This is a genomic window from Peribacillus sp. CSMR9, assembly GCF_033141925.1.
In the GTDB taxonomy this organism is placed as follows: Bacteria; Bacillota; Bacilli; order Bacillales; family DSM-1321; genus Peribacillus; species Peribacillus simplex_A.
In genome coordinates this window covers 1-15,095 of the sequence record NZ_JAOPHO010000080.1, presented here as the reverse complement: position 1 = coordinate 15,095, position 15,095 = coordinate 1, and the positions used below count along the sequence as shown (strand labels likewise).

The window sequence follows — 15,095 nt, the reverse complement described above, 5'->3', positions numbered from 1 at the left end:
AGCATCTGGAGGGGAAATCAACCACAACTCACTACCTGGTAAATAGCAACAAAGTATGTGAAAACAGCCTTTATTTTAGAGCTGCAATCGTAAGGGAATATTTTTAGTTTAAAGAAAATATGGCACTCTCCGATATATAAAGAGAAGAACCACTTAAAATAATTATGTACAGGGGAGTCGTAGGAATGCCTCAAGAATATGAAGAGTTCATTCGTAATATCAAAATGTTGACAGGCATTGATTTGGCATCATATAAGGAAGGGCAAATGAAAAGGCGACTAACATCTCTATATGAAAAAAGAGGTTATCATTCATTTCGTGAATACTATAAAGACATTCAAACCTGTCCCGGAGTTTTAAATGAGTTTTTGGATAGAATGACAATCAATGTTTCCGAATTTTATAGAAATCCGAAAAGATGGGAAGTGCTAGAGCGGAAAATCCTTCCCGGGCTATTAGGAAGCAAAAAAAAGTTGAAAATTTGGAGTGCGGCCTGTTCAACGGGTGAGGAACCATATACCATTGCAATGATATTATCCAATCTCGTTCCACTTAGCCAGATAGAGATTTTGGCGACGGATTTGGATGAAAATGTATTGGCGCGTGCGGTATTGGGGATTTATCCTGAACGGTCCTTAACTGAAGTGCCGGAAGAAATAAAAAGGAAATACTTTGAAAAAGAAGGAAGTTTTTATCGTGTCAATGATGAAATCAAGAAGAGAGTGACATTTAAAAAGCAAAATCTTCTTGCGGATCGGTTCGATCGGGGGTTCGATTTAGTCGTTTGCCGCAATGTTTTAATTTATTTCACTGAAGAAGCCAAAAGTTTATTATATGAAAAATTCAGTGCGTCTCTAAAAAGCGGCGGGATATTCTTTGTAGGAAGTACTGAGCAAATATTCACTCCTGGAAAATATCAATTTGAAACGGTCGACACATTTTTTTATAAGAAAAAGTAAATACTTGTTAAAAGGGGCTGAACCTGCATGCGCATTCAGTCCCTTTTCGTTTGCCATGGAATCAGGCAAACGTAGGACCCATGGATCGGAAAGATTAAACTATATCGAAAATGTTGGTGAACATGTAAAATGGAATGAAAAATGATAAAATTCAAACAATATAGTTTTTACGTTTTACATATACCCACAACTCATAAAATTGTGGTATATTGATACATATACACTTTAAAGTGCTAAAAGGGGGCTGGAAGATGAGATATTTAACAGCGGGAGAATCGCATGGTCCGCAACTTACTACTATTATTGAGGGATTACCGGCAGGAATGCCGATTACGACTGAGGATATAAATCAAGAATTAGGACGCCGGCAAAAAGGGCATGGGCGTGGACGAAGGATGCAGATCGAGAAAGATCAAGCTTTTATATCTTCGGGAATCAGACACGGCTACACACTAGGATCACCGGTGGCTTTAGTGGTTGAGAACGACGACTGGAAGCATTGGACGAAGATCATGGGAAGTGAAGGGCTTTCAGAGGAAGAAGCTGAAGAAATCAAACGTAAAATCACCCGGCCTCGCCCTGGTCATGCTGATTTGAACGGTGGGATTAAGTACGGGCACCGCGATTTAAGAAATGTTTTGGAACGGTCTTCAGCCCGTGAAACGACCGTAAGGGTAGCAGCAGGGGCTGTCGCTAAAAAGCTGTTGTCTTTATTGGGGATAGAAGTGGCATCACATGTTTTGGAAATTGGTGGAGTGAAGGCAGAACCGCTAAAGTACGAAACGATTCAGCAATTGCAGCAGGTGACAGAAGAATCATCTGTTAGATGTTTTGATAAAAACGTAGAGCAGCAGATGAAGGACGCAATTGATGAAGCGAAACAAAAAGGGGATTCCATCGGCGGCATCGTTGAAGTCATTGTAGAAGGAATGCCGGTGGGTGTAGGAAGTTATGTGCATTATGACCGTAAACTTGATGCAAAACTTGCCGCAGCGATAATGAGCATCAATGCATTTAAAGGGGTAGAAATTGGTCTTGGGTTTGAAGCGGCCCATCTATTCGGCAGTGATGTCCATGATGAGATCGCATGGGATGAAGAACAGGGTTATTACCGGAAAACCAATCGCCTTGGCGGTTTTGAAGGCGGTATGACTACTGGAATGCCGATAGTTGTGCGCGGTGTAATGAAGCCGATCCCTACTTTATATAAACCTTTGAAAAGTGTTGATATTGATACGAAGGAAGTGTTCGAAGCAAGTGTCGAACGTTCTGATAGTTGTGCAGTTCCTGCCGCAGCAGTGGTTGCTGAGGCAGTAGTGGCATGGGAACTGGCGGCTGCGATCGTTGAGCAATTCCCTTCAGATCGTTATGAGCAATTAGCAGAATACATTAGATCATATCGGAAAGAAGTAAAGGGGTTTTAAATCATGGAATCCATCCAAATAAAAACGGCTTCCAAGCAATATCCGGTTTTAATTGGCAAGAAGGCGATAAATGAATTACCCGAATTAATAACACAGGAATTAAATCATTTAAACAAGATTCTGATCATAACTGATGAGAAAGTGGCGGAATTGCATTTGCAAACCGTGAAAAACACCCTAATCAAGACGGGGAAACCGGTCCTGCATCATGTTGTGCCAGAAGGGGAGCATGCTAAAACATTCGATGTGTTTTATGAATGCCAAAGTTACTGCTTATCACAACAGATTAATCGAAAGTCGCTGATTATCGCCCTTGGTGGTGGTGCAGTCGGCGACTTGGCTGGATTTGTTGCGGCTACTTTTATGAGAGGGATTCCATTTATACAGGTTCCGACGACTTTGCTCGCTCACGATAGTGCGGTGGGCGGCAAGGTTGCCATCAATCACCCACTAGGAAAAAATATGATTGGTGCCTTTCATCAACCTGAAGCGGTCATATATGATCTTGAATTTTTAAAAACCCTGCCTCTTAAAGAATTAAGGTCAGGTTTTGCTGAAGTCATTAAACATTCCTTGATAGCCGATAATGAGTTTTATCTATGGTTAAAGTCGAATATTATGGATTTGAATGATATAACGGATGAGCAATTCCTAACAATGATTACAAAAGGGATTAGCATTAAAGCTAAAATTGTCGAAGAGGATGAGAAGGAAAACGGCATTCGTGCCTTTTTGAATTTTGGTCATACGCTTGGACATGCAGTGGAAGGTTCAATGGGATATGGAAACTTTACGCATGGGGAATCCATTTTAATCGGGATGGTATATGCTCTTAAATTAAGCAAAAAGAAAGAGGATCTCGATTTTAAACTAGAGGAGTTTATTAATTGGGTATCTTCTTTAGGTTATCAAGTTACCATTCCAACCCGACTGGAAAGTGCAATTTTACTTAATTTAATGAAAACAGACAAAAAGTCAGTCAATGATGCAGCTACCTTTGTCTTGCTAAAGCAAGTGGGTTCACCACTATTAATGGATATAGCCGACTCTGAGCTGATAGAGGAAATGGTTGATATGATATAGGGTTCAGGATAAGGGGGAACTATGTGTGATAAGAGGAATAAGGGGTGCCACAACAGTAGAAAAAGACTCAGAAATGGAAGTGATTGCCGCTGTCGAAAAGTTGATGGCAGAAATCATTCAGGTCAACGAGATTGACCCCGATATGGTGGCTTCTGTATTTTTTTCTGCTACGGATGAGATTCGTTCTGTCTTCCCTGCCAAAGCCTTGAGGAAATTCGAAGGCTGGACCTATGTACCGGTCACATGCATGAAAGAAATACCGGTGAGCAATTCCTTGCCATTTTGCATCCGGGTTATGATCCATGTAAATACGGCGAAATCTCAAAAAGAAATACAGCATATATACCAGGCAGGGGCTACCGTATTACGACCAGATTTAAAACAAAAAAGATAGATATAAGATGATTTTAATATATGAATATGAATAAGATTCTAACACTTTCTTACTTTAAGTGAAAAAATATAGAGGTGATTGACATGAAATGGAATGAAGCGGTCCTATCCTTGAAGTCTTATCAACCGGGAAAATCCACTGATGAAGTGAAAAAATTATACGGGCTGGAAAAAATAACGAAATTGGCTTCAAATGAAAATCCTTTTGGCTGTTCTGAAAAGGTTAAGGAATCCGTTAGGAATTCAACCCATTCTTTTGCCATCTATCCGGATGGATATGCAACGATGCTTAGGGAAGCTGTTGCAAAACATACAGGTGTGAAAGAAACTCAGCTTATTTTTGGGAATGGATCTGATGAGAACATTCAAATCATTTCCAGAAGCCTATTGGGAGCTGGAAAGAATACGGTCATGGCAACAGGCACATTTTCGCAGTATCGCCATAATGCCACGCTAGAAGGTGCGGAAATAAGGGAAGTTCCTCATATAGACGGAGCTCATGATCTAGAAGGAATGCTAAAAGTTATAGATGAAAAAACGGCTGTTGTCTGGCTTTGTACACCCAATAATCCTACTGGTAAATACATTTCGGAACAGGACTTATTATCGTTCATCGAAAAAGTGCCGGAAGATGTTCTTATCGTTCTGGATGAAGCTTATTGTGAATATGCAACGGCTGAGGATTACCCGAGAACGAATCAATGGATTAATAAATTTAAAAACTTGATCATACTTCGTACATTTTCAAAAATTTATGGGCTTGCAAGTTTTAGGGTAGGGTACGGTTTGGCAGATGAGGATATTATTCAGAAACTAGATCCATCCCGGGAACCATTCAATGTCAACACATTCGCACAGAATATTGCTATCGTCGCTTTGGAAGATCAAGCTTTCATTGAAAAATGCAAGGAAGAAAATCAAAAAGGGCTCAAGCGGTACTATGAATTTTGCAATATGGAAAATTTAGCTTATTACCCGTCACAAGGTAATTTTATCTTTATCCATTTTAAACAGGATGCCGATGTTGTGTTTCAATATTTGCTTGAGCGCGGATACATTGCAAGATCGGGGAAATCCTTCGGCTTTCCTAACAGCCTAAGGGTAACGATTGGATCTACTGAAGAAAATGAAGGAATGATTAACGCTATTAAAACTTTCTTGAATGAAGTTGAGGCACCTTCTGATTCGCTGCTTTAACGTTTTTATCAAACCTAGAGGAGCATAAAAGATGCGGGGGAGAGAAGAGTGAAGGGAAAGGTTTTTGTAATAGGTCTAGGTCTAATTGGCGGATCATTGGCCATGGCCATACGCCATGCACATCCTGAAGCCGTGATTGTTGGTACGGACCTAAGTGAAAAGAATATTCAACTATCGATGCTATTGGGGATCATTGATGATTCTGTATCATCTCTGGAAGCGGGAGCATGTGAAGCTGATTTGATTCTACTTGCTGTGCCTGTCAATGAAACCGTCAAGATTTTAGCTCAATTAGCTAATATGGATTTAAAAAGCAATGTCATCATATCGGATGCAGGAAGTACGAAGGATACAGTGGTTAAGGCAGCAAAACCATTGATAGATAAAGGGGTGGCCTTCATTGGGGGGCACCCTATGGCTGGTTCACATAAAAGCGGCGCCGGGGCAGCCAAACTGCATTTATTTGAACATGCGTTTTATTTGCTAACTCCTGGAGATTCAATTGAAGAAGAAAAAGTTGAGCAATTGAAAGAGTGGTTACAAGGGACAAGAGCGAACTTTTTGGTTGTCACCCCTGCTACACATGATAAGCTGACTGGAGTCATCAGTCATTTTCCGCATATTGTCGCATCAGGGCTGGTCAAGCAGGCAGAAAATTATAGTAAGGAAAATAAGTTGATTTCAAGGCTTGCAGCTGGTGGCTTTCGGGATATTACAAGAATTGCTTCAAGCAGTCCGGAAATGTGGCGTGACATTTTGTTACATAACCGCGATGTGTTACTTGAATTAATGAATGATTGGCTGAATGAAATGGAGCATATAAAAGGGTTGGTAGCAAATGAAGATAGTGAAGAAATCCTTCGATTCTTTACTGATGCCAAGATTTTCAGGGATGATTTACCAACCGATGCGAAAGGCGCCATACCAGCGTTTTATGATTTATATATCGATATACCGGATTATGCCGGAATAATTTCTGAGATTACCGGATATTTGGCACAAGAAGGTATCAGCATTACAAACATAAGGATCATAGAAACAAGGGAAGAGATATATGGTGTGCTGGTCATCAGCTTCCAAACGGATGTAGATCGCATAAAAGCCGCAGATTGTATCTCAAGACATACAGATTATGAAACGATCCTGGCATAATATAATAAGGAAGGATGGTTGTATGAATACAAAAAAATTACAAACGAACATCCAATCATTACGTGGTTCGATTGCCATACCGGGAGACAAGTCCATCTCCCATCGTTCGGTAATGTTCGGAGCCCTTGCCGAGGGGGAAACGACAGTCACTAATTTTCTTCCAGGAGCCGATTGTTTAAGTACTATTTCCTGTTTTAAGCAGCTTGGAGTCCATATTGAACAAGAAGGCCAGCACGTCAGAATTGAAGGCAAAGGTTTTAATGGATTAAAGGAACCGGAAGAAGTGCTGGATGTCGGAAATTCTGGTACCACAATAAGGTTAATGATGGGGATTTTGGCAGGGCAGGATTTTTCGGCCGTGCTGGCAGGGGACGAATCGATAGCCAAACGTCCTATGACACGGGTAGTAAACCCTCTTCGTCAGATGGGAGCGGTCATTGATGGCCGTAAAGGAGCCGAATATACCCCACTCTTCATAAGAGGAGGCAAGTTACGAGGGTTTCGCTATGAATTGCCTGTGGCAAGTGCGCAGGTCAAATCAGCAATAATCTTGGCAGGCTTACAGGCTGAAGGGGAAACGGTCATTATCGAACCAGAAGAGACCCGTGACCATACTGAACGAATGATCCAAGAGTTTGGCGGGAAAATCGAAAAGGACGGTCAAACGATCAAAGTAAGCGGAAATCAAGTCTTCAAAGGAACCACCATCCATGTGCCGGGTGATATTTCTTCAGCGGCTTTCTTCATGGTGGCTGCAGCGATCACGGAAAATAGTGAAGTAGTGTTAAAGAATGTGGGCCTTAATTCGACAAGGACTGGAATCATCGAAGTCATGAAATCGATGGGGGCAGATATTACGATAGTGAAGAAGACGAGTGAAGGTGAACCTGCAGGAGATATCACTGTCAGAAGCTCCCGCTTACAAGGAACCACCATCAGCGGTGAACTAATTCCCCGTCTCATCGATGAAATACCGGTAATTGCACTTCTGGCAACACAGGCTGAAGGGATAACGACAATCAAGGATGCAGCAGAACTTAAAGTGAAAGAGACCAATAGAATTGATACGGTCGCAAATGAGCTTTCCATCCTGGGGGCAGATATAACTCCGACAGCAGACGGATTGATTATCAATGGACGTAAAGCCCTAAATGGGGGCAAGGTTACAAGTCATGGAGATCATCGTATCGGGATGATGCTCGCTGTCGCGGCTTTAATAACGGATGGGGAAGTGGAACTTGCTGACCCTGATGCCATAGATGTATCATACCCACAATTTTTTGGGCATTTGACACAATTGATAAAGTAAATATATAAAAAGTTTACAAACCTTATTTGGTTTGTAAACTTTTTTTTACTTGCTTGAAAGTGTTGAAAGCGCTAACATACAGGCTTTTATGCCTCTATTATTCAAGAAAATTATGAAAAAGGGATCCCTGATCAAAAAGGAGATTGACCGTAGAATGGAGAATTAACTAGTAACCTTTTTTTAATGAGAATGGAGGGGACTTCATCAATGGAATACAGGGCTACAGTATGGTAAACTAATGAATACTGTTTACTATGCATCTCACGATTACAAGGGTATTTGGTTCTTTATGGCAGAGAAGATGACATTATGGCGTGAGTGTGTATGACTAGAAACCAAGTCTATCATGCAAAAGGAAGGAATCAACAATGAACACAGTGGAACAAGTTGTACAGCATTTAAAAAAAGGGGAATTAACTGAAGCTCTTAAACATATAAATCGAATTAAATCATCAGAGTCAGCAGAGGACATATTGATGCTGGCCGAGGAAATGCTCCAGCTTGGTTTTGTGGAGGAGGCAAAGGATCTATTTGAACATCTATTAGAACTTTATCCTGATGAAGGAGAATTGATTGTTTCGTTGGCGGAAATCCTGATTGACATGGACCAGGAAGATGAAGCGATGCTAATGCTTGAAAAAGTGAGTGTAGATGATGAAGTATATCCAAGTGCTTTACTTTTAGAAGCGGACCTTTATCAATTACAGGGGATGGATGAGGTCAGTGAACGAAAATTGCTTCAGGCCAAGGAAATACTTCCAGATGAAGTCATCATTGATTTTGCGCTAGGTGAACTGTACTTTCATCAAGGAAGGGATCAGGAAGCCATTGCAAATTACATAAGGGTTTTGGAACAGGAACAAGAAATCGCAGGAGTCAATGTCAATCAGAGACTTGCTGAAGCATTAAGCAGCTCCGGAAAGTTCGAGGAGGCCCTTCCGCACTTTGAAAAGGCCTTAAATGAGGGACTTGAAATCAATACCCTATTTGAATATGCATTTACAGCATTTCAGGCAGGCCTTTACGAGACAGCCGTTCGTAAGTTTACAGAACTGAAAGAAATGGATCATGAATACCATTCCCTATATTTATATCTGGCAAAGAGTTATGAACATCTTGAAGATTTGGAAAATGCCTTGAAAGTGGTCAAAGAAGGAATCAAGGCTGATGAATTCAATAAGGAACTTTACTTCTTCGGCGGAAAGATAGCCTTGAAAAGCGGACTTGAAGAAGAGGCGGAAAATCTATTTAAAGAAGCTCTTGCCATAGATCCAGGTTATTTGGAAGCTGCACTCACCCTCTTGAAATTGTATATGCATCACGAAAGGTATGAAGATGTATTGGAGTGTATTGGTGAAGTTAGGAGATATGGAGAGGATGATCCGCAGTTTGAATGGATCGCTGCTGTATCTTATCAACACACCGAACAATTTAAAGAGTCATTAACCAGCTATCATAAAGCATATAATTCATTCAAGGACAATCAAGATTTCCTGGAAGACTATGGTTTCTTTTTAATTGAAGAAGGAGACAGAGCCACATCTAGAGAAATATTTAATAAGCTGCTTGAGATAAACCCAGCGAATGATGAGTATGTGATGATTTTGGAGCGGCTAGGTGAAAGTACAGATGGAATGTAGATAAGGGAAATAAAACTAAATCTAGACAGAGGAGGGAATTCATGGTGGCTGCCCCTGTTTCTGTGAATGAGAAGAAGGATTTTATTCGGTGGTTTTTAAATCATTATCAACTGAAACGAAGAGAATGCGTGTGGATATTGAATTACTTAATGAGTCATGATCAACTAATGAAAAAGGTTCATTTTGTAGAAAATGCCCAATATTGCCCACGTGGACTAATAATGTCGACACATTGTGTGGATGAGGTCCCTTTCAGGTTCTATAAGTCTAATATCATGACGACCGATGCAGAGAAATCTTTTCACGATATCCGCTTAAATCGGGATGAAGATATTTATATTCAGCTCAACTTTAAATCATCTTACTCTTCCTATCAATATGCAGCGGTACTGGAAAGCAATCCCTTCATGCCGAAATCTACGGCAGCGAACGAAAAGGATCAGCTGCTAGCTGAACAATTTTTAGAAAGAAGCATGTTGTATTTTCAGAGGGACCGCCTGCTTAAGGAAATCGATGAAGCACTTGATAAGCATGATGAACAAGCATTTAAAAACTTAACAGAGCAATTGAATCAATTAAAAGTACTTGGATGAAATAAAATGACCTTTCCGTAATCAGGAAAGGTTTTTATTTTTTATAAAAGATAGATAAAATCAACATTTTTGTAAAGACTATGGGTATATGGTAAAGATGTTATAAAAATAATGGTAAAATGATAAGGAGTTGATTTGAAAAATCGGGAGTGAAGAAAAAACATGAAATGGACAGCAAAAGATCTTGACATGTATATACAGTCAAAAGAGTATGTGGATACTGTTTTAATTCCTTTGGTTCCCTTATCTTTTGGGGGGCAAATGAAGCAAACGGGCTCAATGAATGAATTTCTTACCATTTTAAGCTTGGAAATTGAAAAGCAGATGAAAGGGAGAATTCTTTTATTGCCAACATTCCATTATTTAAGTGATGAAATGGATAAGGTAGAGCGGTTAAATCGTTGGGCCAAGGAAGTGAAAGAAAAAGATTTCAAGCATATTTTTTTCCTAACTTCAGATTTTGAGTGGAAAAAGGAAGAGAGGGAATTGGAAAATAATTTAGTATGGATTCCTGCCATCCCCCTGGAGAGTCTTGAAACTGAACAAGCAAGGGAAATGATTAACCAACAGGTTCTCCAAATCCTTGATGTTTTCACTTATAATTGGAAAAATGAAAAAAAGTAGGATTTTTCACATTATTTGACACATAGTTGCCACCTTTTGGGTTTTACAAATATTGACCTTGGTAAATTATTGAGATATCATGGAAATGTCCTAGTTTTATAGTGTTGCTATTTATTGGTCCTTTGGGCTCTCAGTATAGTAATAGAGGGGGGGAAAACGCATGAGCAAGCATAATGTTTCACGACGTCAATTCCTTAATTACACACTTACTGGCGTTGGTGGATTTATGGCGGCCGGTATGTTGATGCCTATGGTTAGGTTTGCAATTGATCCTGTATTATCAGCAGATAAAGGCGGGGATTATATTGCAACTAAACAGAAGGTAAGTGAACTGACTACCGAACCGACCCGTGTCGACTTTACTTTTAAGCAGGTCGATGGGTGGTATGAGTCTGAAGAAACAAATACAGCTTGGGTTTACAAAATGGATGATGGTACTATCGTTGCTTTATCTCCAATCTGTAAGCATTTAGGCTGTACGGTAGCGTGGAATACGGATAAGTCTAATCCGAATCAATTTTTCTGTCCTTGCCATTATGGCAGGTATACGAAAGATGGAGTGAACGTGAAAGGGACACCGCCGGTTAAACCATTGGATGTCTATGCCACGAAAGAAAAAGATGGAATTCTTTATTTGGGTCAACTAAAACCGCATGGGGAGGCGTAAACATTGCTAACAAAGTTATATGACTGGGTGGACGAGCGTTTAGATATTACGCCATTATGGCGGGATATTGCTGACCATGAGGTTCCTGAACATGTTAACCCCGCACATCATTTTTCTGCATTCGTATATTGTTTTGGCGGGTTAACTTTCTTTATTACGGTCATCCAAATCTTGTCAGGCATGTTCTTGACGATGTACTATGTCCCGGACATTAAAAACGCTTGGGAATCTGTTTATTATTTACAAAATGAAGTTGCCTTCGGTCAAATTGTCCGTGGTATGCATCACTGGGGAGCAAGTCTAGTTATTGTTATGATGTTTTTACATACTCTTCGTGTCTTCTTCCAGGGAGCATACAAAAAACCGCGCGAATTGAACTGGATGGTCGGCGTATTGATTTTCTTCATCATGCTGGCATTAGGATTGACCGGTTATTTATTGCCATGGGATATGAAAGCGCTATTCGCAACGAAAGTTACTTTGACAATCGTCGAATCGGTACCGTTAATGGGACCGGCACTAAAGACATTGATAGCAGGAGATCCAACCATCGTTGGAGCACAGACATTGACACGATTCTTTGCAATTCATGTATTCTTCCTGCCTGCAGCATTATTTGCTTTACTAGCGGCTCATTTCCTAATGATCCGAAAACAAGGTATTTCAGGTCCACTATAAAAGAATTATGAACCAAGATCCAAAAAAACCTTTTCATAAAGGAGGGGAATTGTTCAATGCATCGTGGGAAAGGTATGAAATTCGTAGGTGACTCGCGTATCTCCGCAGACCGTAAACCGAATATTCCGAAAGATTATTCAGAGTATCCTGGGAAAACTGAAGCATTTTGGCCTAATTTCCTTTTAAAAGAATGGATGGTCGGAGCTGTATTTCTTGTAGGTTATCTATGCCTGACAATCGCACATCCGTCACCATTGGAAAGGATAGCAGACCCTACGGATACAGCTTATGTTCCGCTGCCGGACTGGTATTTCCTTTTCCTTTACCAATTACTTAAGTATACTTATGCTTCAGGACCTTATAATGCAATAGGGTCCATGGTAATACCTGGTTTGGCTTTCGGGGCATTGCTCTTGGCACCTTTTTTAGACCGTGGCCCAGACCGGAGCCCCGCGAAACGTCCTTTTGCTGTAGGCTTCATGCTATTGGCAATGGCAGGGGTATTCTATTTAACATGGGAGTCCGCAGCCCATCACGATTGGGAAGCTTCTAAGAAGCAAGGCGCAATCGTGGAAGGTGCAGACATTGATAAAGAGAGCGATGGGTATAAATTGATGGATTCCAATGGCTGCATTAGTTGTCACGGAGCAGAATTAACTGGTGGAGCTGGAGCGCCAAGCTTAATTGACACTGGATTAAAGCCAGAAGAAATCTCTAAAATCGCTGTCAAAGGACAGGGTGCCATGCCAGCTGGCATGTTCAAAGGTACAGATGAGGAATTGGCAACATTAGCTGAATTTGTATCTGGATTATCAGCAAAATAATATAACCATCAACAGCATTTTCTTTCATATGCTGCAAATGAAAAGCTGACGACTACGGTTGTCGGCTTTTTTATTGGTAAATTGAAGCGTAAAAGAAAATAATTTGAAATGAAGCTTGGTTTTCAAGTTGATGACCTGTAAAATGAGTGTACATAAGAATGTAAGAGAGGGTTAAAGAATGAATGTTATCTACAGCTGGCTTGCGAATCGGCAAATGCTCGTTTTGTTATTAGTAATAAATATATTTGGAACCGCTTTTGGATATTATTGGTACGGCAGTCAATTGGAAAATACTCCGGCCATTTTTTTGGCATTTGTACCGGACAGCCCGACAGCTAGCCTATTTTTTGTATTTGTATTATTGGCGTTCCTATTAAAAAGAAATTTTGGACTTATGGAAGCGTTGGCGATAATAACACTTTTCAAATATGGTATATGGGCAGTCGTTATGAATTTACTGACCTTGGTGACAACAGGATCATTGCCATGGGAAGGCTATATGCTAATGGCTTCTCATTTGGGGATGGCGATTCAAGGGATATTATATGCACCATTTTATCGAATAAAACCATGGCATTTGATAGTGGCAGGGATTTGGACCATACATAATGACATAATCGATTATGTTTTTGAAATGATGCCTATATACCGTGATCTATTGGTATATATGAATTCGATTGGTTATTTTACATTCTGGCTCAGCATACTTTCCATTTTTGTCGGCTGGTACTTTGGGTATAGAAAAAAGCGGATCACCCTATCCTTCATCCATTAAAAAGTTAACCCCGCGTATAGCTTTGTAAAAGCGGGGTTAACTTTTTTATGTTGAACGAGGTCTACTCATGTTTTTTCTTTCATATCGTTTTAGTAGAGATATGAGGAGGGACGAGTAGCATGTTGAAAAAATTCATATTAACCATTGCTGTTTTATTTGTCGTCTTACATTTCCCTGTCTATGCAGAATCCTCTTCAAGTTTGGAGCAATTAGATAACATTTCCGATAGAGCCTTGGAAATGACCAAGTTGAAGCGATATGGAGATTCGGAAAAGATGCTGACGTTTTTTTCTGATCGGTTTTTAAAAGAGACAGCGAAAGAGCAGATACTTGACATGGACGAACTTCGAATTATCACTGTAGCTCATAACGAGGCGTTGATGACAATAAAGGATATGAATAAGGGAGACTCCGAAAAGATTAATTCTGTCACAAAGTTCCGGCTTGTTGTCGATGCGGTAAAGTCTACCCATCAGCCCCTTTGGACAGAGATGGAGGATCAAATGATGAATTCTTTCCAGCAGACAAAGGATGCCGCAATCAATCAAGACACAATTACATTCAATAGCCAATTGAACTTATTCCTTTCACAATATGAAATGATATATCCAAGCTTGAAAGTCGACCTTTCTAAAGAAACGATGCAGCAACTGGACACGAGAATTCAATACATCAACCAATACCGCCCGGAAGTGATCAGAGATGAAGAAAGTCAAAAGGAACTTGATGCGTTACAAAACGAACTAACCTCCATTTTTGATGATATGGGAGAAGATGATGCGGACCCTTCCCTTTGGTGGGTCATCATATCAACAGGCAGCATCATTATCATGACGCTTTCTTATGTAGGCTGGAGAAAATATAAAGGTGATAGGGAAAAGCCAAGGAAAGGACATAATGATTAAAAAGACATGGGAAGAGAACACTATATTTGACAGGGGTTCCTTCATTCCATAGAATTAAGAGTAATAATAGTTATAGGAGGATACCATGTATTTCATTTATTTGGCGATTATCATTTTAATCCCGATTTATGCACAAATGAAAGTGAAAAGCACGTATAAAAAATATTCAAAAGTACAGGCTTCTTCTGGTATGAATGGTGCTGAGACGGCACGGGCCATTTTGGATCAAAATGGACTGTTCAATGTCAGGGTCGAAGAGACACCTGGAATGCTATCGGACCATTATGATCCAAGGGATAAAACGGTGCGTTTATCAACGGATAACTATCACGGCCATTCAGTTGCAGGCGTAGCTGTTGCAGCCCATGAAGTGGGACATGCGATTCAAGATAAAGAAGCATATGCATTCTTACGTTTCCGTCATGCTTTAGTGCCTGTCGCTAACTTCGGTTCCAATATATCTTGGATCTTAATTTTAATCGGGGTGTTAGCCAGAATTCCAGGCTTACTAATAGCAGGTATCGTATTTATGGCAGCAGCAGTATTATTTCAAGTAATCACTCTGCCAGTGGAGTTCAATGCTTCCTCTCGGGCAATGGATCAACTCGTTTCTGTAGGAGTTATCCGTAATGACGAAGAACGGGAAACGAAAAAAGTATTAAGTGCAGCTGCGATGACTTATGTTGCTGCCGCTCTAGTTGCCGTACTGGAATTAGTTCGTCTTCTGCTTATGTATTCAGGAATGAGAGAAGAGGATTAATTTAGAAGGAGGACGCCATCATTCTGGCGTCCTCACAGACTGTAGACAAACTCGATGAAAATCGAGTTTGTCTACATTTTTTTTGAGGGTTTTAAAAATTCGAACGTTGATT

Annotated in this window: 16 protein-coding genes; all 16 read left to right on the top strand. The window is 40.3% G+C overall.

Translation table 11 applies throughout. The annotated features are described in order from the left end of the window. Nucleotides 1–185: 185 nt before the first annotated feature. The 16 genes from N9I19_RS21735 (at nt 186) to N9I19_RS21660 (ending at nt 14,983) form a co-directional block, all read left to right on the top strand. Nucleotides 186–959, top strand: coding sequence for a CheR family methyltransferase (locus tag N9I19_RS21735; RefSeq protein ID WP_284470314.1), 774 nt, complete (start codon nt 186–188; stop codon nt 957–959). A 251-nt stretch (nt 960–1,210) separates the two neighbouring features. Further along, a complete protein-coding gene (gene aroC, locus N9I19_RS21730) occupies nt 1,211–2,383 on the top strand; it encodes a chorismate synthase (protein WP_089363156.1) in 1,173 nt (390 codons plus the stop codon). Between the two features lie 3 nt (nt 2,384–2,386). Continuing rightward, nucleotides 2,387–3,466 carry a 3-dehydroquinate synthase gene (gene aroB / locus N9I19_RS21725; RefSeq protein WP_317778951.1) on the top strand — a complete coding sequence of 360 codons (1,080 nt, stop codon included), beginning with the start codon at nt 2,387–2,389 and terminating at the stop codon, nt 3,464–3,466. A 25-nt stretch (nt 3,467–3,491) separates the two neighbouring features. Continuing rightward, nucleotides 3,492–3,860 (top strand): chorismate mutase, encoded by a 369-nt coding sequence (gene aroH, locus N9I19_RS21720; RefSeq protein ID WP_284470315.1) that lies wholly within the window; start codon nt 3,492–3,494, stop codon nt 3,858–3,860. Nucleotides 3,861–3,943: 83 nt separating this feature from the next. Beyond that, nucleotides 3,944–5,056 carry a histidinol-phosphate transaminase gene (gene hisC / locus N9I19_RS21715; RefSeq protein WP_061463871.1) on the top strand — a complete coding sequence of 371 codons (1,113 nt, stop codon included), beginning with the start codon at nt 3,944–3,946 and terminating at the stop codon, nt 5,054–5,056. A 48-nt stretch (nt 5,057–5,104) separates the two neighbouring features. After that, a complete protein-coding gene (locus N9I19_RS21710) occupies nt 5,105–6,208 on the top strand; it encodes a prephenate dehydrogenase (protein ID WP_317778950.1) in 1,104 nt (367 codons plus the stop codon). A gap of 22 nt (nt 6,209–6,230) precedes the next feature. Next, entirely contained in the window at nt 6,231–7,517 is a 1,287-nt protein-coding gene (gene aroA, locus N9I19_RS21705) for a 3-phosphoshikimate 1-carboxyvinyltransferase (protein WP_317778949.1), read from the top strand. A gap of 368 nt (nt 7,518–7,885) precedes the next feature. Further along, on the top strand, nt 7,886–9,157 hold the full coding sequence (locus N9I19_RS21700) for a tetratricopeptide repeat protein (RefSeq protein ID WP_061463868.1): 1,272 nt from the start codon (nt 7,886–7,888) through the stop codon (nt 9,155–9,157). A gap of 41 nt (nt 9,158–9,198) precedes the next feature. After that, nucleotides 9,199–9,750, top strand: coding sequence for a ReoY family proteolytic degradation factor (locus N9I19_RS21695; RefSeq protein WP_061463867.1), 552 nt, complete (start codon nt 9,199–9,201; stop codon nt 9,748–9,750). Between the two features lie 162 nt (nt 9,751–9,912). Beyond that, a complete protein-coding gene (locus N9I19_RS21690) occupies nt 9,913–10,374 on the top strand; it encodes a YpiF family protein (protein WP_061463866.1) in 462 nt (153 codons plus the stop codon). Between the two features lie 160 nt (nt 10,375–10,534). Further along, nucleotides 10,535–11,041 carry a QcrA and Rieske domain-containing protein gene (locus tag N9I19_RS21685; RefSeq protein WP_061463865.1) on the top strand — a complete coding sequence of 169 codons (507 nt, stop codon included), beginning with the start codon at nt 10,535–10,537 and terminating at the stop codon, nt 11,039–11,041. A gap of 3 nt (nt 11,042–11,044) precedes the next feature. Then, nucleotides 11,045–11,719: a menaquinol-cytochrome c reductase cytochrome b subunit gene (gene qcrB, locus N9I19_RS21680; protein WP_034307974.1), complete on the top strand. Its 675-nt coding sequence runs from the start codon at nt 11,045–11,047 to the stop codon at nt 11,717–11,719. Nucleotides 11,720–11,775: 56 nt separating this feature from the next. After that, nucleotides 11,776–12,543: a menaquinol-cytochrome c reductase cytochrome b/c subunit gene (locus tag N9I19_RS21675; RefSeq protein ID WP_061463864.1), complete on the top strand. Its 768-nt coding sequence runs from the start codon at nt 11,776–11,778 to the stop codon at nt 12,541–12,543. Between the two features lie 178 nt (nt 12,544–12,721). Then, on the top strand, nt 12,722–13,318 hold the full coding sequence (lhaT, locus tag N9I19_RS21670; RefSeq protein WP_061463863.1) for a lipoprotein heptaprenylglyceryl N-acetyltransferase LhaT: 597 nt from the start codon (nt 12,722–12,724) through the stop codon (nt 13,316–13,318). A 119-nt stretch (nt 13,319–13,437) separates the two neighbouring features. Further along, on the top strand, nt 13,438–14,223 hold the full coding sequence (gene ypjB, locus N9I19_RS21665) for a sporulation protein YpjB (RefSeq protein ID WP_284470321.1): 786 nt from the start codon (nt 13,438–13,440) through the stop codon (nt 14,221–14,223). A gap of 85 nt (nt 14,224–14,308) precedes the next feature. Next, nucleotides 14,309–14,983, top strand: coding sequence for a zinc metallopeptidase (locus N9I19_RS21660; protein WP_061463861.1), 675 nt, complete (start codon nt 14,309–14,311; stop codon nt 14,981–14,983). Nucleotides 14,984–15,095: the final 112 nt, after the last annotated feature.

Coding starts and splice junctions, on each gene's coding strand:
- hisC (WP_061463871.1), top strand. CDS start 3,944: ATGAAATGGAATGAAGCGGTCCTATCCTTGAAGTCTTATCAACCGGGA.
- aroA (WP_317778949.1), top strand. CDS start 6,231: ATGAATACAAAAAAATTACAAACGAACATCCAATCATTACGTGGTTCG.
- N9I19_RS21700 (WP_061463868.1), top strand. CDS start 7,886: ATGAACACAGTGGAACAAGTTGTACAGCATTTAAAAAAAGGGGAATTA.
- N9I19_RS21660 (WP_061463861.1), top strand. CDS start 14,309: ATGTATTTCATTTATTTGGCGATTATCATTTTAATCCCGATTTATGCA.
- N9I19_RS21735 (WP_284470314.1), top strand. CDS start 186: ATGCCTCAAGAATATGAAGAGTTCATTCGTAATATCAAAATGTTGACA.
- N9I19_RS21690 (WP_061463866.1), top strand. CDS start 9,913: ATGAAATGGACAGCAAAAGATCTTGACATGTATATACAGTCAAAAGAG.
- N9I19_RS21685 (WP_061463865.1), top strand. CDS start 10,535: ATGAGCAAGCATAATGTTTCACGACGTCAATTCCTTAATTACACACTT.
- N9I19_RS21695 (WP_061463867.1), top strand. CDS start 9,199: ATGGTGGCTGCCCCTGTTTCTGTGAATGAGAAGAAGGATTTTATTCGG.
- ypjB (WP_284470321.1), top strand. CDS start 13,438: ATGTTGAAAAAATTCATATTAACCATTGCTGTTTTATTTGTCGTCTTA.
- aroC (WP_089363156.1), top strand. CDS start 1,211: ATGAGATATTTAACAGCGGGAGAATCGCATGGTCCGCAACTTACTACT.
- N9I19_RS21675 (WP_061463864.1), top strand. CDS start 11,776: ATGCATCGTGGGAAAGGTATGAAATTCGTAGGTGACTCGCGTATCTCC.
- lhaT (WP_061463863.1), top strand. CDS start 12,722: ATGAATGTTATCTACAGCTGGCTTGCGAATCGGCAAATGCTCGTTTTG.
- aroB (WP_317778951.1), top strand. CDS start 2,387: ATGGAATCCATCCAAATAAAAACGGCTTCCAAGCAATATCCGGTTTTA.